This is a genomic window from Polaribacter staleyi, assembly GCF_038024045.1.
Lineage (GTDB): Bacteria > Bacteroidota > Bacteroidia > Flavobacteriales > Flavobacteriaceae > Polaribacter > Polaribacter butkevichii.
The window spans coordinates 2,098,931-2,119,813 of the sequence record NZ_CP150665.1; the positions used below are offsets into that span (position 1 = coordinate 2,098,931).

Sequence of the window (20,883 nt, forward strand, 5' to 3'; positions counted from 1 at the left end):
CATGAATTAAATTCATGGCTTTTTTTTTATAAAGATTTATCTAAAACCAAAACCCTAAATTAAATAACCAATAATTATCTTTATTGTCTGGAGACCAACTATATTTAATTTCTAACGGACCAATAAAGGTATCATAACTATATCCTAAGGCATACCCAGATTTTACATCTTTAAAAAGATCTATATTCTTAAAAACGTTGTCTTCTAACCTACCATAGTTAGCTATAAGAGAAACATAATGTTTTTTTGCAATGGCATATCTAAAATTAAACTCTGTCTTTAAAAAAGTATTATCAGACAGTTCTGCAAAATCATATCCATAGAAAGAAACAAACGTATTGATATAATTTTTGTTATAACCTCCTAAATAAAAATCAAAAACATCAGATTTGGTCTCATTTAAAGTAAAACCTGCTTCACTTGTTACTTGCAAAGTTAGTTTATCCCAAAAAGTGGTTGCAAAACCCAAGGTTCCTTTTGTTTGTGCAAAAAGTGTAAAATCTTCATTATAATCAGATGAAGCCATGTACCATTTAAAATTTAAATCTGCAAAGTAGCCTGTGGTAGGAAAATATTTTTTATCGTACGTATCTAGTTTTATATACCCAAAACTATTTAAATAATGACTGGCATCAAAAATAGTTTCTTGGTTACTCGCAGAGGCAATTGTTTCTGTGGTTGCTTTTACATATTTATGCTCTAAACCTACCCCAACAGCAAACCTTCTATTAAACGTAGTTTGTAAAAAAAATTGATTGGTTATATCTGTATATTTTAAATTGATACTACTCACATTTGCAAACTCAGAAACAATTGGATTAAACTTAGAATTAGATCTAAAATGATTATACCTAGACCTAAAACCATAACTAATATAAAACCCATTATCTACAAAATAATTTAAGTTATATCTTAAATTATCACCTAAAATCATATCAAAAGAAAATAAATCGTTTTCTAGTAATAAATGTTTTTGATTGTAATTTACTAAAACTCCCGATTTGTATAAAAAATCATAATGAACCCCTAATTTTAGATTTGCATTTTCATCAGACTCATTTAAATGCAATTTTAAACTATACGTGTTGTCTTTCTTTTTACTTAATTTATATTCTATTTTCTCATAATTTTTTGTGGATGATAAAAAATAGATTCTTTTGGTAATTTCTTTTCTAGAAAGGCTATCTCCTTCTCTAATCTTTATTTTACCTAAAACAAAGGCTCTTGTATAGTATTTATAACCGGTTAAATCGATATCGGTAATTTTAAATTTTTGATCATCAAAATTTAATTTTTTATGCTTTTTCTTATGCGTTTGTTTTAAAGCTAGATTTTTAAAAACGTCCTTAAATTTTTGTCCTTCTTCAATCCCTTTCTGTAAAATTTCTTCTTTCTGATCAAAACTAACAACATTATACCCCTTTATATCTGGATGAATGTACACATCTAACTTTTCTTTTTCTTTATCAGTAATACTATACATTTTATAACTAACAATCTGGTCCATAATAGCAACTACAGAGTTTAGTTTCTCTTTATCGTACAATTTACCTTCTACATCTACCCCAATAACAACATCTACTCCCTTAGATTTCATAATACTTACAGGAAAATTATTTGCTATTCCACCATCTACCAACAACTTATCTCCTAAAACCACAGGATTTAATAGAGTTGGAAAAGATCCACTAGCTCTTAAGGCTAAAGGCAAAGAACCTTTTTCTAATAAAACACCATTTCCGTTTTCTACATCTGTTGCAATACAAAAAAAAGGAATTTGAAATTTTTTAAAATCAGAAATACCTTCTACAGAAGCTAATAATTCCATTAAAAAATTGAGTACATTTTGCCCTTTAGAAACCGCTCTAGGTAACCCTATTTTTCCTTTATGAACAGGAAGGGTAAATACTGTTTTCTCTCCAAATTCTTTTTCAAAAAAAGGTTCAGAATTTCTGGGTATTTTATCTTGTAATAACGAAACAAAATCGGTTTCTAAAACAATTTGCTCTATCTGTTCTCCAGAATATCCTATTGCATATAAGCCACCTATAATTGCGCCCATACTTGTGCCACCAATATAATCTATCTGTAAACCTGCTTTGTCTATTTCTTTTAAAACACCAATGTGGGCAAAGCCTTTTGCGCCTCCTCCGCTTAAAACTAACCCAACTTTTGGTTGTTTTTCTTGGCTATAAAAACTAACCGAAAACAGCACAATAAATAATACTAATAATTTTTTCATTTTTTTTGAAGCTCAAAAAATTGATATACTTTTATAGCTCTGGCATTTCCTATAACCTCTTTTAATTCGTCTAAAGAAGCTTCTTTAACACGTTTTGCCGACTTAAATTTACGTAATAAAGTTGTAATTGTTTGCTTACCAACATCAGGAATTTGTTCTAACTCAGATTTAATGGCACTTTTACTACGCTTATTTCTGTGAAACGTAATTCCGAATCTATGCGCCTCGTTTCGTAAATACTGTGTTATTTTTAAAGTTTCCGATTTTTTATCAAGATATAAAGGAATTGGATCTCCTGGATAATAAATTTCCTCTAAACGTTTAGCAATACCAATAATGGCAATTTTACCCCTTAAACCTAAATCATCTAACGCTTTTAACCCAGATGATAATTGTCCTTTTCCACCATCAACAATAATTAACTGAGGCAACGGTTGTTTTTCTTCTAACAAACGTTTGTACCTTCTAAAAACAACCTCTTCCATAGACGCAAAATCATCTGGCCCTTCCACTGTTTTAATATTGTAATGCCTGTAATCTTTTTTACTTGGCTTACCATCTTTAAACACCACACAAGCCGCAACAGGATTTGTACCCTGGATGTTTGAGTTATCGAAACATTCTATATGACGTGGCTCTACATGTAAACGCAAATCTTTTTTCATTTGCGCCATAATTCTTTTAACATGCCTGTCTGGATCTACAATTTGTACCTGCTTAAATTGCTCTTGCCTGTAGTATTTTGCATTTCTTTCAGAGAGTTCTACAATGCGTTTTTTATCGCCTAACTTAGGAATGGTAACTTTTACTATTTCTCCTAAATCTACTTTAAATGGCACATATATTTCTGGCGATTGAGAATCGAATCGTTGCCTAATTTCAACAATAAAAAGCTCTAATAATTCTTTATCAGTTTCTTCTAATTTTTTCTTAATTTCTGTAGTGTGAGACTGAATAATCGATCCGTTAGAAATCTTTAAAAAATTAGCGTATCCATGTGTTTCATCAGAAATAATAGAAAAAACATCTACATTATTTATAGACGGATTTATAATGGTACTTTTAGATTGATAATTACTTAATAAATGTAACTTTTCTTTAATTTTCTGCGCCTCTTCAAACTCCATTTTTTCGGCAAAGTTTAACATCATTTGGTTAAACTTATCTAAGCTTTCTTTAAAGTTTCCTTTTATAATATTTCTAATTTCTGCAATAGAATTACTGTAATGACTTTCGGTTTCTAAACCTTCACAAGCACCTTTACAGTTTTTTAAATGATATTCTAAACAAACTTTATACTTACCTTCATTTACATTCTGATGGCTTAAATCGTAATTACAAGTTCTTAGCGGATATAATTCTTTAATTAAATCTAATAAAATTCTCACCGTTTTTATAGAGGTATAAGGACCAAAATATTCTGATCCATCTTTTATAACTCTACGTGTCATAAAAACTCTTGGAAAGCGTTCTTTTTTAATGCAAAGCCAAGGATACGATTTATCATCCTTTAGCAAAACATTGTAACGTGGTTTGTATTTTTTGATTAAATTATTTTCTAATAATAAAGCATCTGTTTCTGTATTAACCACAATGTGTTTTATACGAACAATCTTTTTTACTAAAACCCTAGTTTTACCATTTTCATGATTTTTGTTGAAGTAAGAAGCAACTCTTTTCTTTAAATTTTTAGCTTTACCTACATAAATAATTACATCTTCTTTATCAAAATATTGATAAACTCCGGGTTCATTTGGTAAGGTTTTAATTTGAAGTTCTAAAGGTGTAGGCATAGTACGAAATTACGGATTTTTAAACCAATACAAAATAGAATTAAAGAATAACACACCAAGTAACAACACCTACTTTTAGTTTATATTATGGTTTCCCATACAATGATATTTATTTTACATAACTTTATGGCCTAACTAAATTTAATTTAAACTAATACTTAAACTTATGTGTAATTGTAACGAAAACTTAGAAAACTTAAAAGAAAGTGTAGACTTAACTGTAAAAAACAACAAAAACACCAACATTACTTTTAATATTAATATTAATGGTACTAAAAAAAAGACTCCTGTACCAACACCTTCTAAGGTAAACACCATTTCTCTAGACGAAGCCAAAAAGTGGGCAGAAAACTGGAGAAACTTAGAATCTGACTACAACAAATACCATAAATGTCGTGCTTTTAACATCCCAAAAATAGATTTACAAGAAGTTCTTGCGGAAGACGGAGTAGAAAGTATACGCGCATATATTGGTGTAAAAGAATCTACAAACAGTAAAGGTGAAAAAGAATATGAAGAAAAATTAATGATTGTAGGCGTAGATGAAAACGGAAAAGATATGTTGCCTAGTGCTACTAAGGGAAATACTTTAGCTGCAGAAAGTGCAGATGATAGTGGTATTTTCGATTTTACAGACCCTTGTCCTTCTGCTTGCGACTCAGATAGCCCTCTAAATTAAAGTAGTAAATGCCTCTAATTAAAATTATTATTTATATCGGCTATTTTGTTTTAGCCGTAAATACATTTTTATTTTTTAAAAGCTATCGACAAAAATCGATAGCTTTTAAAATTATCCCTTTCTACCTTTTATATTGCTTATTAATACAAGTAAGATCTTCTTATTTAAGTATCCAAGGAATACCCAACCTTTATTTATCGCATTATTATTTTGTAGGGCAATTTCTCTTTCTGAGTTTTTTTTATAAAGAAATTTTAAAGTCTCAAATAAAAAAAAGAGTTGTTAATTTATTTTTAAGCACGATTCCTATTGTTATTATTATTCTATACATAATAAATCCTTTAGATTATTTTAAATTTAATTTAGTAGAAGTTATTATAACCTCAATACCCATTGTATTATTCTCTATTTTTTATTTTTCTGAAAACCTAAATTCTTCAAAAAAATTTATTTATTTAAATTGTGGAATTTTTATTTATCTAATTTCTAGTACTTTTTTATTCTCTGTAGGTAATATTATTAACTCATCATTATCATCTTTTAAGAAAAATGTTTGGATATTAAATGCCATACTCTATGTAATTTACCAAATCTTAATCTTTATAGAATGGTATAAAAATTTTAAATCAAAAAAAAACATAAAAAATAGTACTTTTATAAAACACGAATAGAAATTTATAAATACAAATAACTAAATGACTTTTGATGAATTTCTTACAAATGGTGGCTATTTTTTTTTAGCCATAAACACCCTTTCATTTATAATAAGTTATACAAAAAAAGACAAAGCTTTAAAGTACTTTATTATGTATCTAATACTTTGTTGTACAATTCAGTTTTATTCCTCGTATTTATCTCATTTAAAAGAACATAATCTTTTTTTAAGTCATTATTATTTTATTGGTCAGTTTATTCTTTTAAGTCTATTCTTTTCAACATTGTTTAAAGTAAAAAAATATAAGATTGTTAATAGGTTTTTAATCTTTTTGGTTGCATTGTCTTTAATAATATACCTAAAAGTAAATCCTAAGATTTATATAAAATGGTCTGAATTAGAAATTGTTATCACTTCAATACCCCTAATAATTTATAGTTTTTACTTTTTTATAAGAAGGATAGATTCTAATACAAGTAAAAAATACATTTACTTTAACTCTGGTTTTTTTATATACACACTTTGTAGCACACTAATTTTTACATTAGGTAATATTGGTAGTAAAGAGGTAAAAACATATGTTTGGTTATTTAATAATATTTTATACTTTATTTTTCAGATTGCTATTTTTATAGAATGGTATCAAAATTTTAAAAGACCTATCCGCTTTAAAAACAACTAATAATTTAAAAGCTTTAAAAACAATCAACTAGGTAAAAACCCCTGTTTTTAAATTTAGGTTTTTTTAATCGTGTAACGACAACTATCTTTATATAAAAAATTATTCCGTAAATTCGTTTTTGGCGTTTTTAAAACCTCATAATGGAAGAATTTTTTGCTCAAGAAAATCAAGTGATAACAATAGTATTAATAGGTGTTTTAATGCTTCTTCTAATGGGAGTTGCTTTGCTATTATTTTTCTTCTTCTCTAGAAAAAAAATAGTGGAAAAAGAATTAGAAAAAAGAAATTTAGAAGTTACACATCAAAAAGAAATTATACAATCTATTATTATAACGCAAGAAGAAGAACGTAAACGTATTGCACAAGATTTACATGACGATATTAGCTCTAAACTAAATGTAATTAACCTTAATGCAAATCTTTTAAAAGACGGAGAATTATCCCCAGAAGAATACCTAATTGTTAATAATGGCATCTTAGAAGCAACAGACAAAACCTTAGAAAGTGCCCGTAAAATTGCGCACAATCTATTACCACCTATTTTAGAAGAATTTGGTTTTAAAGATGCTGTTGAAGAACTAGCAGACTCCTTTAATAATAGTAGAAAAATTAACATTGCATACACTATTAACTACCCTAACAAATATTTAAACCCACAAAATGAATTACACCTATTTAGAATTACACAAGAGTTAATTAACAACTCTGTAAGACATGGAAAAGCAAATAATAGCACCATACACATTTCTCAAAAAAACAATAAATTAATTTTTAGCTATACAGACAATGGAATTGGTTTTAATACTGATAACATAGATAATAAAAAAGGTCTTGGTATGAAAAATATAGAAAGTAGAATTTCTTTATTAAACGGACAGTATAGTATTGGTAGTGAAATAGGCAACGGTTTTAAAATTTTAATTGTAATATACCCTCAAGATGATGAAAAAAATTAATATTATAATTGCTGATGATGAAGAACTTTTTAGAAAAGGAATTCGTTTTTTATTAGAAAGAGAAGAAAATCTTACTATTTCTTACGAAGCAGAAAATGGCAAAAAACTAATAGACTTTATTTCTACTACTACAGAAAAGCCAGACATTATTTTAATGGATTTAAAAATGCCAGAAATAAATGGTGTAGAAGCTACTAAAGTTATCCATAAAAAATATCCAGAAATTAAAATAATTGCCCTAACTAGTTTCGATGGAAAATCTTTTATTACCAACATGATAGATGTTGGCGCTTCTTCTTACCTACTTAAAAATACGAGTCCTAAAATGGTCATTCATACCATTAATGAAGTAAGTAAAAAAGGGTTTTATTACGATGAAAAGGTATTAAAGATTATTCATGAAAACATCATTTCATCGAGTGGAAAACGTATAAAAAGCGATTTAGATAAAAAGCTGCTTTCTAAAAGAGAAATAGATGTTTTAGAATTAATTTGCGACCAATATACCACCGCAGAAATTGCAGAAAAACTTTTTATAAGCCCAAGAACAGTAGAAGGGCATAGAAACAATTTACTTCTTAAGACACAATCTAAAAATGTAGCTGGTTTGGTTATTTACGGAATTCAAAAAAAATTAATAGAGATTACACCAGATTTTAACTTTTAAAAAACACATTCTTATTATATTTTTTATTGACAATAAAATTATGATGTTTTAAGTTATTACTTTAAGGATTGCTATACACACCTTCCTTCAACAAACTTAATACCAATCCATTACAACTTATAATAAAATAGGTATTAATACGTGTTTTTAGTAAAAATCATAAACATTTACTCCTATTTATGTATATTTGGTTGTTTTGTATTGTTATAATCATCTTTAACAATAAGAAATATAAACTTAAACTAACTACTAAATTTTATTATTATGGCATCAGCAGACCCTTTATTAGGATCAATTAGTATGTTCGCTGGCAACTTTGCACCAAGAGGATGGGCATTATGTAACGGACAATTATTACCAATTTCACAAAACACAGCATTATTTTCTATTTTAGGAACAACCTATGGTGGAGATGGAAGAACAACATTTGCTTTACCCGATTTACGTGGTAGAGTTCCTGTTAGCTCTGGTAGAGGACCAGGATTATCTGATCGCAGATTGGGTTCTAGAAGCGGACAAGAATATCATACATTAAATATTACTGAAATACCTGCTCATAATCACATAGCTCAAGGAGCCGTTAAGGTAAGTTCAGCAAACTCAACAAAAGCGACTGCTACAGAAAACTCATCAATCTCTACTCCAGGATTACCAGGAGGTAGAGGTTTTGACGCAACTATGGGGTTCAATGATGCTACACCAGATGTATCTCTAAACGCTGCTTCTAACAGTATTACTGTTGGTAATAGTGGTGGAAACCTAGCGCACAATAATATGCAACCTTATTTAACTATAAATTATGTTATTGCTTTACAAGGAGTTTATCCTTCAAGAAGTTAATATTTAAAACACATAACAAAAACACTCCATAATTTTAAAATTATGGAGTGTTTTTTATATCCCATTTTGGGATTTTTTTTGTAGTATATAATAGCCTATATGAATTTAAACTCAAAGAATACAAAGACTTAATGCAATAAGGGTTTGTTATTAGCGATTCTCCTTTATTGATATAAACATCGTCAAAAACTCTTATTTCTGTATAAATACAAATGTCAGGAGTTTTTTCAAAACCTTTATCAAAAAAAATAGAACCTGATTCAAAACTAAAATCATCTTTAGTTTTTTTAATATTTTTTGTTACAGAAAATAAGTCTTGAAATGCTAGATCATTAATATAATCTTCATTAGACACACTCTTACCAAAACATTTTTCTTTAGCAAAAAAAGAATTTCTAGTTGATAATTTAATTTCTTCTGGAACTAAAATACCTCCTTCAGAAAGTTGTGCTACTAAGTTTAGTGTTATTGAAACTTGAGGCTCATTAATTAAAGCTTTATCCATTGTTTCAGTTACTACAACATGCAATGAGTCTTTTTTATTGTGTATATATTTTGTTGCATCTGTTATACAATACTCCTTAATATATTCCTCATATTTTAAATACTCAATAATTTTTTTAGTAGACATTATGGATACATCATGTATATCAATTAATGTAATTGATATCTTTTTTGGATCATAAAAAGATAATAAAGGTATTATTAAAGTTGCTAAAGGTCCACAACCGGCATACACTACCTCTACTATTTCATCCACAAAATTCTCCTTTGCATTATTAATTGCTTTATAAACTCCTTTAATAAAACGAGCAGTTCTTATATAATCATACAAGCATTCTTTGGCATGTATCGGAGATAAAGCAACACCTCCCTGAACCTCAAATTCATTTTTATTTAATTCTTCTATCGAAAAATTTTTAAGAACTTCTTCATAAAAACTAGATAACAATTTAACGGCAATAATTTCTTCAGTTTCTGTTTTTGACTCCACTAACAGCTTAGTTATTTCGTTTAAAGCTCCTTCTTTTTCCATTATTAAAATTTAGTTAATATAAACTTGTGCTGCATTTAGAATAAAAAGGATTAAAAACCACTATATAACAGTAAATTGAATTAATCTAAAACAATTTTTCAAGTACAACTTTCAAGCAAATTACGACAAAATTTTTCAAGTTTTAAATTCTATTGAAAACAGAAATTCACATAACACTAAAGTACGTAAACAAAAAAAAATGAAACTACACATAAAAAGCACCTTAACAACCAATATTACATAAAACTAATCCCGTAAGTATTCTCGAAATACAAAACAGGTATTTATACCTGTTTTGTATAACAACCCTAATTATTATTTTTTTCTAAATTATATAAACCATATATTTGAAAACTAACCACTTAAAAAAAAAGATGAAACAAAAAACTACTTTTTTAGCATTTAAACGCCTCCCTTTTTTTGCGGTGTTCCTGTTTTTAAGCTTATTAAGCTTAAAAGCAAGTGCCCAAACTACAGAGGCTTTTGAAGATGACGCTGTTGGCGGGACAACATTTTCAGACAACGGACAACACTTTACAATTGTTAATGGCCCTGGTGAAATCAGTTATGATATAGAAACTTACTTTGGCGCTGGATGGAACGGAACTGCGGCTGACAACAATTTTATTGATAATTCAAATGGAACCCCAGGAACAAATGATGGTTCTTCTTTTTCTATTAAAACTACTGATGGAACTGATATTATCATAAAAAGTTTCTATTTATTTTTATCTAATAGATACCCTTTAGGCACACCATCAACAACTCTTACAATAACGGGTAAGAAAAATGGAGCAGCTACTGCTCTATACACTATTACAAAAAGTTCTGGTTTTTCTAATCCGGCAACTTTCAGTCCTAATAATGGTTATACTTTTATCAATTTTGCTACCGAAGGCGGTACTGATTATTCTAATGTTGGTATTGATGAAATCATTATTTCTACAACCGGAAATGCAGATTATTTAGCTTTAGATGGATTAACTTGGGCAGTTGCTCCTGTTGATGCAATTGCACCTCGTATTACAAGTATTATTCGTCAAACTCCAACAACAAGCCCTACAAATGCAGATGCGTTAGTATGGGATGTAACTTTTGATGAGCCGGTAAATAATGTAGATGTAACTGATTTCGCTGTTTTGGGAACAACTGCTACAATTGCTTCAGTAACAAACCCAAGTGGTAATGTGTACAGAGTAACAGTTTCTGGTGGAGATTTAGCTGCTTTAGATGCAACAGTTACCTTAGGACATTCTGGAGGACAAAACATAACGGACGCATCGGGTAATGCCTTAACAAATTTAATACCAACAGGGACAAATGATAATACATTTGTGGTAGACAATACGGAACCACTTATTAGCAGTATTGCTCGTCAGAGCCCCACAACAAGCCCTACAAATGCAGATGCATTAGCATGGGATGTAACTTTTGATGGCCCTGTAAGCAATGTGGATGCAACTGATTTCACCGTAAGCGGAACAACAGCTACAGTTGCTTCAGTAACAAACCCAAGTGGTAATGTTTACAGAGTAACAGTTTCTGGTGGAGATTTAGCTGCTTTAAATGCAACAGTAACTTTAGACTTTGCAGGCGGTCAAGACATCGCTGATGCAGTTGGTAATACCTTAACTGATTTAACACCAACAGGGACAAATGATAATACATTTGTATTAGATAATACAGAACCACTTATTAGCAGTATTGCTCGTCAGTCACCAACAACAAGCCCAACAGACGCAGATGCATTAGTATGGGATGTAACTTTTGATGGCCCTGTTAGTAACGTGGATGCAACAGATTTCACTGTAAGCGGAACAACAGCTACAGTTGCTTCAGTAACAAACCCAAGTGGTAATGTTTACAGAGTAACAGTTTCTGGTGGAGATTTAGCTGCTTTAAATGCAACAGTAACTTTAGACTTTGCAGGCGGTCAAGACATCGCTGATGCAGTAGGTAATGCCTTAACTAATTTAACACCAACAGGGACAAATGATAATACATTTGTATTAGATAATGAAGCACCGGTAGACCCAATAGTTACTAGCCCTTCAGCTACTACAACAACAAATTCAACAACATTAACAATTTCTGGAACTCATGCAGAAAACGGTATAACTGTTAATGCCTATATAGACGCTAACAATGATGGTATTGCTGATAATACAACTTCTCTAGGTTCTGCAACAGTTACTGGAAATACTTGGAGTTTTACTGTTAACTTAACCGCAGAAAGTGCTAATAATTTTGTAGTTATTGCAAAAGATGCAATTAGTCTTACATCTAATAACGTGGATGTACCTACAGTAACTCAAACCAATACAGCAACTTGGATAGGGGTAACAAATACAGATTGGAGTGAACCATCTAACTGGAGCACAAATGCTGTTCCTCCTGCAAATGCAGACATTATTATTCCTAGTAGTCTAAATAATTACCCAACAGCAAGTAACGCAGTTACATTTAACAGTTTAACTATTAATTCTGGAGCATCTTTTATACCACAAAGTACTGTAACCGGACCCGTAACTTTTAAAAGAAATATACCAACAACAAATTGGTATTTAGCATCTACACCTATTGCAAATGAAACATTACAAAACATAATGGCAAATAATACTTTTGCAAGCGGTACAGGTGTTAATATTGGTATTGGTAGCTATTCAAATGATGGAGCCACACCTTGGTTCTACGCTAATACAGCTAGTACCGGTAACTTTATTCCAGGATTAGGTGTGTCAATAAAACTAGATACCCCTAATGATTTATCATCTACGGGTAATTTAAATACTTCTAACGTAATGTTTCCTGTATCAGCATCGGGTTCTAGAAATAAATTTAATTTAATTGGTAACCCTTATACAGCTTATGTTAACTCAGGTGACTTTGCAAACGTAAATACAGATAAACTTACAGAAAAAACAGTTTGGTTATGGAATGGTACTTCATACACAACATACAATGCTACAAGTCCTATAGAAATTGCACCAGGTCAAGGTTTCTTTATAGAAGCATCAACCGATGGAGCTATACTGTTCTCTACGACTAATAGAAGCCATCAAAATACAGATACTTTTATGAGACAAACTCCTAAAACATCTTTTGAATTGTTTATTGAAAATAACGATACAAAAAAATCTACTAAGGTTTTCTACATAGAAGGTAAAACTACAGATTTTGATAATGGATACGACTCTAAAATGTTTAACGGTGTTTCTTCTAGTTTTGAAGTATTTACCCAGTTAGTTTCTAATAATCAAGGTAAAAATTTAGCCATACAAACATTACCAGATACTAATTATAACAGTATGGTGGTTCCTGTTGGAGTTAAAGCTACTGCTGGTAAAGAAATTACTTTTTCTTTAAACACATCTAACTTTAATGATGATCTAAAAATATTTTTAGAAGACAGGCTTACAAATACCTTTACTCGTTTAAATGAAACAAACAGTACTTATAAAGTTACTTTATCTAAAAATTTAGACGGAATTGGTCGTTTTTACATTCACACAACCAATAGTACTTTAAGTATTGATGGAACGGCAACTTTAGAAAACACAAGCATTTATAAATTAGATAATACTACTTTAAGAATAGCTGGTTTACCACAGGGTAATGCTAACATTAAGTTGTACAGTATGCTTGGTAAACAAGTAGTAAAAACTGCTTTTACTTCTAACGGAACTAAAGATATTGCTTTACCGGTATTAGCTAAAGGTGTTTACCTTGTAAAACTTGAAACTGGAAAAGGAAAGTTAAACAAAAAAATAATTTTAGAATAATAGCTATCATTTTAAAGACTAAACATCATGAAAAAAAATATAAAAACTTCAGAAGATATTACGCGTAAAGAAGCAATTAAAAAGATAGGAAACTACGGTAAATATGCTGCTTTAACAGCATTAGGAACCTATATGATCTTAAATCCGCAAAAAGCACAAGCTTCTTCTCCTGAACCACTTGGAGAAGGGTTTTAATAAAAAGTAAAATCATTCTATATATTAAAAGGCTATCAAATTAATTTTTGATAGCCTTTTTTAATGTATCTGTAACTTTTATAAAACCACTAGTTTGTATTATCTACCACTTGCCAATTGTAAATTGCAGAAAGCTGATATAATATAGACAACTTTTCAAATAATCTTATAATGCCTTTTCTTTTTAACAGACTAGTTTTATTACTCCCTTAACTCTATTCTTATTAATTTTATTAAAATCAACTTTAAAAAGAAGGATTAACATGTCTTTGATATAATTTAAAATATTTACATCACGAAAAATCACAGTGGCTAGATTTATAATTTTCTTACAATAGAAAATTATAAATGCTAGTATTGATATACCCCCACTTTAACAGTAAGAAAATTACTCTTTTACAGCCTCTTCTTTAGGAAAAGCTTGCTTGCTAAAAATAAACAACAAAGCAACACCAACACTTATAAAAGCATCTGCTGGATTAAATATATATTGAAAAAAAGTAAAGAATTCTCCTCCTATAACAGGTATCCAATCTGGTAAAACACCTTCCCATAATGGAAAATAAAACATATCTACTACTCTACCATGAAATAATTCTCCATAAGGTTTGTCTGTAAAAAGAGTAGCTATTTTATGGTTTGAATCATCAAAAATAACTCCGTAAAAAACAGAATCTATAATATTACCAACTGCCCCAGAAAAAATTAAACCAATAGCAATAATTACAGCATTGTGTACTTTTTTCTTAATGTTTTGCACTAACCAATAGATAATTCCTGTTACGGCAACCAATCTAAACAATGTTAAAAAAAGTTTCCCTGCTTTACCACCAAACTCAAACCCCATTGCCATCCCATTGTTTTCAACAAAATGTATTTTAAACCAATTAAAAACAACCACTTCTTCTCCTAAAACAAAGTGTGTTTTTACATATATTTTTATGATTTGATCTAAAATAATTGCGATACCTATGGTTAGAATAGCAAGATTCTTTTTTGACATTTTTCTTGAATTTGTACTCACAAAAATAACAATATTATTGTGTTTATTGGGTTGTTAAGAAAATATTAGCTTTTATAGAATTTATGCTAATTATTTCATCTGATTTTTCTTCCTTTTTTTGATGTAAATTTTCAACTAAAACATCGTTAATTTTTATCTTACCCTTTTTAGAAACTATATCTATATTGGTTTTATTAACAGCTGCATAAAGGTTACCTGCATACATTTTAACACTTAAACTTGCGTAAATAGTATGCAATTTTAAAATACCTTTTTCAATATAAATATTTAAATCTCCTTGGTAACTTTTAGTTTCAATATTTATTTCATCACCAAAAATGGTGATTTTTTTACTTTTTGGAATCTTTATAACAGCACTTGCTCTATGCAATCTTTCTGTAATAAATTTTCTAAAAACTTTTTCTTCAGTTATATTTTCTGGTATATTAAACTGAATTTTCAGCAAACCATATGCTTCCTTAGAAACAATCTGTTGATCCGCTACGTTTTCTGCTATTAAGTAAACCTCTACAAAATTAGAAGTTGAATTTTCAATCACAAGATCATCTAACCCAAGTGTAGAAATTTCTATTTCTTTAGATTGAGTTTCAAACTTTTTTAAAACTTTCTTTTGCGATAAAGCTACAGAAGAAATTAATAAAAAGAATACAAAAACTTTAGACCTTGAAACAACAAACATTCTTTGAATAGTTTAAATAAAAAAAGCTCCTTATAAAAGAAGCTTTTAGATAATTATATTTTAATAAAACAATTATTGTTTACGTTTTGCCTCTATACTTAAAGTTGCATGAGGCACTATTCTTAAACGTTCTTTTTGTATTAATTTACCAGTTACTCTACAAACACCATACGTTCTATTTTCTATACGTAACAAAGCATTTTTTAAATCTCTAATAAATTTTTCTTGTCTAATAGCCAACTGAACATTTGCTTCTTTGTTCATTACTTCAGAACCTTCGTCAAAAGATTTAAACGAATGAGAAGTATCATCTGTACCATTATTAGAATCATTTTTATATGCAGCTTTTAACAAAGCTAAATCTTCTTCTGCTCTCGCTATTTTTTTCTCTATAATTGCCTTAAACTCTTGTAAGTCTTCCGCTGAATATTTTGATTTTACTTCTGACATAACTCTTACATTTTTTCTATTAATATTCTACTTTTTATGGTATCAAACTCAATTTCTGTACCATTTTCTAACACATCCACAAAAACTAATTCTTTAGTTAATGTTTCACTCATAATGTACTCCTTATTATCTATGATAGATTTCTGTAAGTTCTCAAAATTTAAAACCGTCAACTTTATTCTATCTGTTACTTCTAAACCAGTGTCTTTACGTGCATTCTGAATTCTGTTTACCAATTCTCTAGCAACTCCTTCTTTACGTAATTCTTCTGTTATTGTAACATCTAAAGCAACTGTTAACGCTCCTTCATTTGCAACCAACCAACCTTCTATATCCTTAGATGATATCTCTACATCCGAGAGCTCCAAAATAATATTTTTTCCATTAATGTCAAGAAGAATGTTTTTATCTTTTTCTATTTTGTTAATATCTTCTTGATTAAACTTCTGAACCTCGGCAGCTATAAAGCGCATATCTTTTCCAAACTTTGGGCCTAATGTTTTAAAATTCGGCTTAATTTGTTTGATTAAAATATCTGAAGCGTCATCTAAAATCTGGATTTCCTTAATGTTTACCTCGTTCTTAATTAAGTTTGCAACGGCTAAAATTTCTTCTTTCTGTTGTTCACTATCAACAGGAATCATAATTTTTTGTAATGGTTGACGCACTTTAATCTTTTCTTTTGCTCTAAGTGATAAAACTAAAGATGATATAATTTGTGCATTTTCCATTTTACGTTCCAAGCTTTTATCAACAAAACTTGCATCGTATACTGGAAAATCAGATAAATGTATACTTTCTGATGTTTCTTTACCGGTTACAGAGTTTAAATCTTGATACAACCTATCCATAAAAAATGGCGCAATTGGCGATGCTAATTTTGCAATAGTATTCATACAAGTGTACAACGTTTGATATGCAGAAATTTTATCTGTTTGATAATCTCCTTTCCAAAAACGTCTTCTACTTAAACGTACGTACCAGTTACTTAAGTAATCTTGAGTAAAATCACTTATTGCTCTAGCAGCTCTTGTAGGCTCATATTCTTCGTAAAACTTATCTACTTTAGCAATTAAAGTATGTAATTCTGATAAAACCCAACGGTCTATTTCTGGTCTTTTTTCTAAAGGAATATCTGCTTCTTCATAAGAAAAACCATCAAGATTTGTATATAAAGTAAAAAATGAATAGGTGTTATATAAAGTTCCGAAGAATTTACGTTTTACCTCTTCAATTCCATCTAAATCAAATTTTAAATTGTCCCAAGGGTTTGCATTTGCAATCATGTACCAACGTGTTGCATCTGCTCCATACGTTGATAATGTTGTAAAAGGATCTGTTGCATTTCCTAGACGTTTAGACATTTTATGTCCGTTTTTATCTAAAACCAAACCGTTAGAAACTACGTTTTTATACGCTACAGAATCAAAAACCATTGTTGCAATTGCATGTAAAGTATAAAACCAACCACGTGTTTGGTCTACTCCTTCTGCGATAAAATCTGCAGGAAAAGATTCGTTTCCATCAATTTTTTGTTTGTTTTCAAACGGATAATGCCATTGTGCATAAGGCATAGAACCAGAATCGAACCAAACATCAATTAAATCGCTTTCACGTTTCATTGGTTGTCCAGATGCTGAAACTAATACAATTTCATCCACAATATTTTTATGTAAATCTATTTTCGCATAGTTTTCTTCCGAGTTATTATCAACTTCAAAATCTTCGAAAATGTCTTTTGCTAAAACGCCAGCAACTACAGCCTTTGCCATTTCTTCTTTTAATTCTTTTACAGAACCAATACAAATTTCTTCTTTACCATCTTCTGATCTCCAGATTGGTAATGGAATTCCCCAATAACGAGAACGAGATAAATTCCAATCATTTGCATTTGCCAACCAGTTTCCAAAACGTCCTGTCCCTGTAGATTCAGGTTTCCAATTAATGGTTTTGTTTAAACTGTGCATTCTATCTTTAACATCGGTTACTTTAATAAACCAAGAATCTAATGGATAATATAAAATTGGTTTATCTGTACGCCAACAGTTTGGATAACTGTGCTTGTATTTTTCTACTTTAAAAGCTTTATTTTCTGTTTTTAACTTAATAGCTAATTCAACATCAATAGATCTTTCTGGTGCTTCGCCATCATTATAATATTCGTTCTTTACATATTTACCTGCAAATTCGCCCATTTCTGGTCTAAATTTTCCTTGTAAATCTACTAAAGGAACTAAATTATCGTTTTCATCTTTTACCAACATTGGCGGAATTGGTGGCACTGCTTGTTTTGCAACCATTGCATCATCTGCTCCAAAAGTTGGTGCGGTATGTACAATTCCTGTTCCGTCTTCTGTAGTAACAAAATCTCCAGCAATTACTCTAAAAGCATCTTGCGGATTATCGTTTGGCAAACAGTAATCTAAAACGGGTTCGTATTTAATATCAACTAAATCTTTACCAACAAACTCTTTAATAACGTGGTAAGGTATTTTTTTATCACCTGCATTATAAGTACTTAGTTCTTCTGTAGTTTCTACTTCTACATTGTTTTTACCTGCAAATTGTTTTCCAACTAATTTTTTAGCTAAAATTACTTTAATAGGTTCAAAAGTATATTGATTAAACGTTTCTACTAAAACATATTCTATTTTAGGTCCAACCGTTAATGCTGTATTACTTGGCAATGTCCAAGGTGTAGTTGTCCAAGCTATAAAATAAACAGTTCCTTCATTTTGTAAAAAATCTGGAAGTGTGTTTGCTACTGCTTTAAATTGTGCAACAACTGTTGTATCTGTTACATCTTGGTATGTACCTGGTTGATTTAACTCGTGAGAGCTTAAACCTGTACCCGCTTTTGGCGAATAAGGCTGAATTGTATATCCTTTATAGATTAACTTTTTGTTGTAAATTTCTTTTAAAAGCCACCAAACAGATTCCATATATTTAGGTTCGTAGGTAATGTATGGATCTTCCATATCTACCCAATATCCCATTTTATTGGTTAGGTCATTCCAAATATCAGTATAACGCATTACCGCTTTTCTACAAGCAGCATTATAATCTTCTACAGAAATTTTCTTACCAATATCTTCTTTGGTAATTCCTAATTCTTTCTCAACACCCAATTCTATTGGCAAACCATGTGTATCCCAACCAGCTTTTCTTTTTACCTGAAAGCCTTTCATGGTTTTATAACGTGGAAAAATATCTTTAATAGCTCTTGCTAAAACATGGTGAACTCCTGGAAGTCCGTTTGCAGAAGGAGGGCCTTCAAAAAACACAAAAGGTTTTGCATTTTCTCTTGAGGTTACACTTTTTTCAAAAATGTTATTTTCTTGCCAATAATTAAGAATTTCTTCTGCTACTTTTGGTAAGTCAAGTCCTTTATATTCAGGAAATTTCGCTTTCATCATATCTATTTTCTGATAAGATTGCGAAATTAAGGATTTTCTTCTAATTTTAGTCAGTTGAAAGTAGCAAAGTTTAAGGTAAAAAAGTAGCAAAACTACAAAGTGGCAAAATTAAAACCTTAGTTGGGTTTAACTTTGCCACTTTAAAACTTATAATGTTGTTCTAGTATTTACAAGCCTCTTTCTTTTTTTATTTGTTCGTAAGCTGCCTGTATGCTCTGAAACTTTTCGTTGGCACCTTTTAAATGTTCTTCTCCTAAACCTTGTAATTTATCTGGATGGTATTTTTTTACCATTTTTCTGTAACCACTTTTTACCTCTGCATCTGTAGCTGTTTTTTCTAGTTCTAAAATTTTATAAGCATTCTCTGAAGAATCATAAAACATGGCTTTTATAGATTCAAAATCATTTTGATTGATGTATAAATAGCCCGCAATTTTTCTAATTTCTTCTACTTCTGTTTCTGATACAAATTGATCTGCTTTTGCAATACCAAACAAAAAGTGCAACAATTGTAAACGTGATGCATGCGACATGTTTTGTCTGATTTGAATACAAACCTGACGTGCAGAAACTTGCTTTTTTATAATTCCGTTAAAAAGTTTAAACGCATTGTTTGCTCTTTCTTTACCATACATACCCACAAATTGAGCACGTACAAAATCTAGCTCTCTTTGATCTACTTTTCCGTCAGATTTTATTACTATGGATGCCAAAACAAGTAAACTCATTTCAAAATCTCCAGATTGTGTGTCTGCAGTACTTCTACTACCTCTTTGTCTGCTTCTTTCGTAATCTAGCTGTTCTTCATTTAAATCTTTTTCTGAAAAACCATCTACAAAACTACCTACTGCAAAACCAATGGCTGCACCTATTGGACCCCCAAAAGTAAATCCTAAACCTGCTCCTAACCATTTTGTAAAACTTCCCATTTATTTATTTTTTTAAAGAGGCAAAGTTACAAAGTTATTTAGTTGAAATGTAAAACGTTTTAAAGTTTATAAAGCCAAAGGGTTCTTATGCATGAAGGATTGTAGCATTTGTTTGAGCTCTTTTTTGTTTTTCTCAAAAAAAGCGAGTGCCTTTCGACTTCGCTCAAGATAAACTCGAAGCCTAACGGTTTTTAAATAAAAGTGTAGTGACAACGAAACTTTTATTTAAAAATGGGCATGCCCAAAAATAAAAAGAACTTTATGATATCAATTTTATTGATGTTTCTATTGATACTACCATTTTTAAGTATGTTGAATTTTGTAAAACAAATACCTATCTTTGCATTTTAAATTTAGAAAATATGTATCCAGAAGAATTAGTAAAACCAATGCGCGATGAGTTAATCAAAGCTGGTTTTGAAGCATTATATACAAGTGAAGATGTTGAAAACGCAATGTCTAAAAAAGGAACAACTTTAGTGATGGTAAACTCTGTTTGTGGTTGTGCAGCAGGTACTGCTAGACCAGGGGCAATTGCTTCTCTTGGGGCTGAGAAAACACCAACAAACTTAACAACTGTTTTTGCAGGTGTAGAAAAAGAATCTACACAAAGAGCACGTGAGTTTATGGTACCTTTTCCTCCATCATCGCCAGCAATTGCATTGTTTAAAGATGGTAATTTAGTGCACATGCTAGAGCGCCACCATATTGAAGGTAGATCTGCACAAATGATTGCACAAAACTTAGCGCAGGCTTACGAAGAGTTTTGTTAATCTTTAAAAGAAACAAGACTTTTTAACACAAGAAACAAGATTAAAACCACGTAAATTACGTGGTTTTTTTATGTTTTATAATTAC

Annotated in this window: 16 protein-coding genes; 8 read left to right on the forward strand and 8 right to left on the reverse strand. The window is 30.1% G+C overall.

The window, feature by feature from the left end; all coding sequences use genetic code 11:
- Positions 1–40 precede the first annotated feature (40 nt).
- Both WHD07_RS08895 and uvrC read right to left on the reverse strand, forming a co-directional pair.
- Entirely contained in the window at positions 41–2,242 is a 2,202-nt protein-coding gene (locus tag WHD07_RS08895) for a patatin-like phospholipase family protein (protein ID WP_343330907.1), read from the reverse strand.
- Positions 2,239–4,035, reverse strand: a complete 1,797-nt coding sequence (gene uvrC / locus WHD07_RS08900) for an excinuclease ABC subunit UvrC (protein WP_343330908.1) — start codon at positions 4,033–4,035, stop codon at positions 2,239–2,241. Before uvrC ends, WHD07_RS08895 begins: the two co-directional genes overlap by 4 nt.
- 166 nt (positions 4,036–4,201) lie before the next feature.
- Here uvrC and WHD07_RS08905 point away from each other — a divergent pair, with 166 nt between their 5' ends.
- The 5 genes from WHD07_RS08905 (at position 4,202) to WHD07_RS08925 (ending at position 8,514) form a co-directional block, all read left to right on the forward strand.
- Positions 4,202–4,714: a hypothetical protein gene (locus tag WHD07_RS08905; protein WP_343330909.1), complete on the forward strand. Its 513-nt coding sequence runs from the start codon at positions 4,202–4,204 to the stop codon at positions 4,712–4,714.
- A gap of 806 nt (positions 4,715–5,520) precedes the next feature.
- Positions 5,521–6,051, forward strand: a complete 531-nt coding sequence (locus WHD07_RS08910) for a hypothetical protein (RefSeq protein WP_343330910.1) — start codon at positions 5,521–5,523, stop codon at positions 6,049–6,051.
- Positions 6,052–6,191: 140 nt separating this feature from the next.
- Positions 6,192–7,007, forward strand: a complete 816-nt coding sequence (locus WHD07_RS08915) for a sensor histidine kinase (protein ID WP_343330911.1) — start codon at positions 6,192–6,194, stop codon at positions 7,005–7,007.
- Positions 6,991–7,674: a response regulator transcription factor gene (locus WHD07_RS08920; protein ID WP_343330912.1), complete on the forward strand. Its 684-nt coding sequence runs from the start codon at positions 6,991–6,993 to the stop codon at positions 7,672–7,674. The genes WHD07_RS08915 and WHD07_RS08920 overlap by 17 nt, the downstream gene beginning before the upstream one ends.
- Positions 7,675–7,938: 264 nt before the next feature.
- On the forward strand, positions 7,939–8,514 hold the full coding sequence (locus tag WHD07_RS08925) for a phage tail protein (RefSeq protein ID WP_343330913.1): 576 nt from the start codon (positions 7,939–7,941) through the stop codon (positions 8,512–8,514).
- Positions 8,515–8,554: 40 nt separating this feature from the next.
- Here WHD07_RS08925 and WHD07_RS08930 read toward each other — a convergent pair whose 3' ends face one another.
- Complete coding sequence (locus WHD07_RS08930; RefSeq protein WP_343330914.1) at positions 8,555–9,550, reverse strand: hypothetical protein; 996 nt, start codon at positions 9,548–9,550, stop codon at positions 8,555–8,557.
- Between the two features lie 374 nt (positions 9,551–9,924).
- Between WHD07_RS08930 and WHD07_RS08935 the strand changes: the two genes are divergently transcribed.
- Together WHD07_RS08935 and WHD07_RS08940 are read left to right on the forward strand one after the other, a co-directional pair.
- Positions 9,925–13,332, forward strand: coding sequence for a T9SS type A sorting domain-containing protein (locus tag WHD07_RS08935; protein WP_343330915.1), 3,408 nt, complete (start codon positions 9,925–9,927; stop codon positions 13,330–13,332).
- Between the two features lie 27 nt (positions 13,333–13,359).
- Positions 13,360–13,527, forward strand: coding sequence for a hypothetical protein (locus WHD07_RS08940; protein WP_343330916.1), 168 nt, complete (start codon positions 13,360–13,362; stop codon positions 13,525–13,527).
- Between the two features lie 388 nt (positions 13,528–13,915).
- On the opposite strand, the gene WHD07_RS08945 is transcribed toward WHD07_RS08940, so the two are convergent.
- From WHD07_RS08945 to WHD07_RS08965, 5 genes are all read right to left on the reverse strand, one after another.
- Positions 13,916–14,530 carry a lipoprotein signal peptidase gene (locus tag WHD07_RS08945; protein ID WP_343330917.1) on the reverse strand — a complete coding sequence of 205 codons (615 nt, stop codon included), beginning with the start codon at positions 14,528–14,530 and terminating at the stop codon, positions 13,916–13,918.
- A gap of 43 nt (positions 14,531–14,573) precedes the next feature.
- Complete coding sequence (locus WHD07_RS08950; protein ID WP_343330918.1) at positions 14,574–15,230, reverse strand: hypothetical protein; 657 nt, start codon at positions 15,228–15,230, stop codon at positions 14,574–14,576.
- A 72-nt stretch (positions 15,231–15,302) separates the two neighbouring features.
- Positions 15,303–15,680 carry a TraR/DksA family transcriptional regulator gene (locus tag WHD07_RS08955; protein ID WP_343330919.1) on the reverse strand — a complete coding sequence of 126 codons (378 nt, stop codon included), beginning with the start codon at positions 15,678–15,680 and terminating at the stop codon, positions 15,303–15,305.
- A 5-nt stretch (positions 15,681–15,685) separates the two neighbouring features.
- Positions 15,686–19,093, reverse strand: a complete 3,408-nt coding sequence (gene ileS, locus WHD07_RS08960; protein WP_343330994.1) for an isoleucine--tRNA ligase — start codon at positions 19,091–19,093, stop codon at positions 15,686–15,688.
- A gap of 170 nt (positions 19,094–19,263) precedes the next feature.
- Positions 19,264–20,025 (reverse strand): TerB family tellurite resistance protein, encoded by a 762-nt coding sequence (locus WHD07_RS08965; protein WP_105050092.1) that lies wholly within the window; start codon positions 20,023–20,025, stop codon positions 19,264–19,266.
- A 362-nt stretch (positions 20,026–20,387) separates the two neighbouring features.
- Between WHD07_RS08965 and WHD07_RS08970 the strand changes: the two genes are divergently transcribed.
- Positions 20,388–20,798, forward strand: coding sequence for a BrxA/BrxB family bacilliredoxin (locus WHD07_RS08970; protein ID WP_105050091.1), 411 nt, complete (start codon positions 20,388–20,390; stop codon positions 20,796–20,798).
- The last annotated feature ends 85 nt before the right edge of the window (positions 20,799–20,883 follow it).

Coding starts and splice junctions, on each gene's coding strand:
- WHD07_RS08950 (WP_343330918.1), bottom strand. CDS start 15,230: ATGTTTGTTGTTTCAAGGTCTAAAGTTTTTGTATTCTTTTTATTAATT.
- WHD07_RS08925 (WP_343330913.1), top strand. CDS start 7,939: ATGGCATCAGCAGACCCTTTATTAGGATCAATTAGTATGTTCGCTGGC.
- WHD07_RS08945 (WP_343330917.1), bottom strand. CDS start 14,530: ATGTCAAAAAAGAATCTTGCTATTCTAACCATAGGTATCGCAATTATT.
- uvrC (WP_343330908.1), bottom strand. CDS start 4,035: ATGCCTACACCTTTAGAACTTCAAATTAAAACCTTACCAAATGAACCC.
- WHD07_RS08965 (WP_105050092.1), bottom strand. CDS start 20,025: ATGGGAAGTTTTACAAAATGGTTAGGAGCAGGTTTAGGATTTACTTTT.
- WHD07_RS08905 (WP_343330909.1), top strand. CDS start 4,202: ATGTGTAATTGTAACGAAAACTTAGAAAACTTAAAAGAAAGTGTAGAC.
- ileS (WP_343330994.1), bottom strand. CDS start 19,093: ATGAAAGCGAAATTTCCTGAATATAAAGGACTTGACTTACCAAAAGTA.
- WHD07_RS08915 (WP_343330911.1), top strand. CDS start 6,192: ATGGAAGAATTTTTTGCTCAAGAAAATCAAGTGATAACAATAGTATTA.
- WHD07_RS08910 (WP_343330910.1), top strand. CDS start 5,521: ATGTATCTAATACTTTGTTGTACAATTCAGTTTTATTCCTCGTATTTA.
- WHD07_RS08930 (WP_343330914.1), bottom strand. CDS start 9,550: ATGGAAAAAGAAGGAGCTTTAAACGAAATAACTAAGCTGTTAGTGGAG.
- WHD07_RS08955 (WP_343330919.1), bottom strand. CDS start 15,680: ATGTCAGAAGTAAAATCAAAATATTCAGCGGAAGACTTACAAGAGTTT.
- WHD07_RS08920 (WP_343330912.1), top strand. CDS start 6,991: ATGATGAAAAAAATTAATATTATAATTGCTGATGATGAAGAACTTTTT.
- WHD07_RS08940 (WP_343330916.1), top strand. CDS start 13,360: ATGAAAAAAAATATAAAAACTTCAGAAGATATTACGCGTAAAGAAGCA.
- WHD07_RS08970 (WP_105050091.1), top strand. CDS start 20,388: ATGTATCCAGAAGAATTAGTAAAACCAATGCGCGATGAGTTAATCAAA.
- WHD07_RS08935 (WP_343330915.1), top strand. CDS start 9,925: ATGAAACAAAAAACTACTTTTTTAGCATTTAAACGCCTCCCTTTTTTT.
- WHD07_RS08895 (WP_343330907.1), bottom strand. CDS start 2,242: ATGAAAAAATTATTAGTATTATTTATTGTGCTGTTTTCGGTTAGTTTT.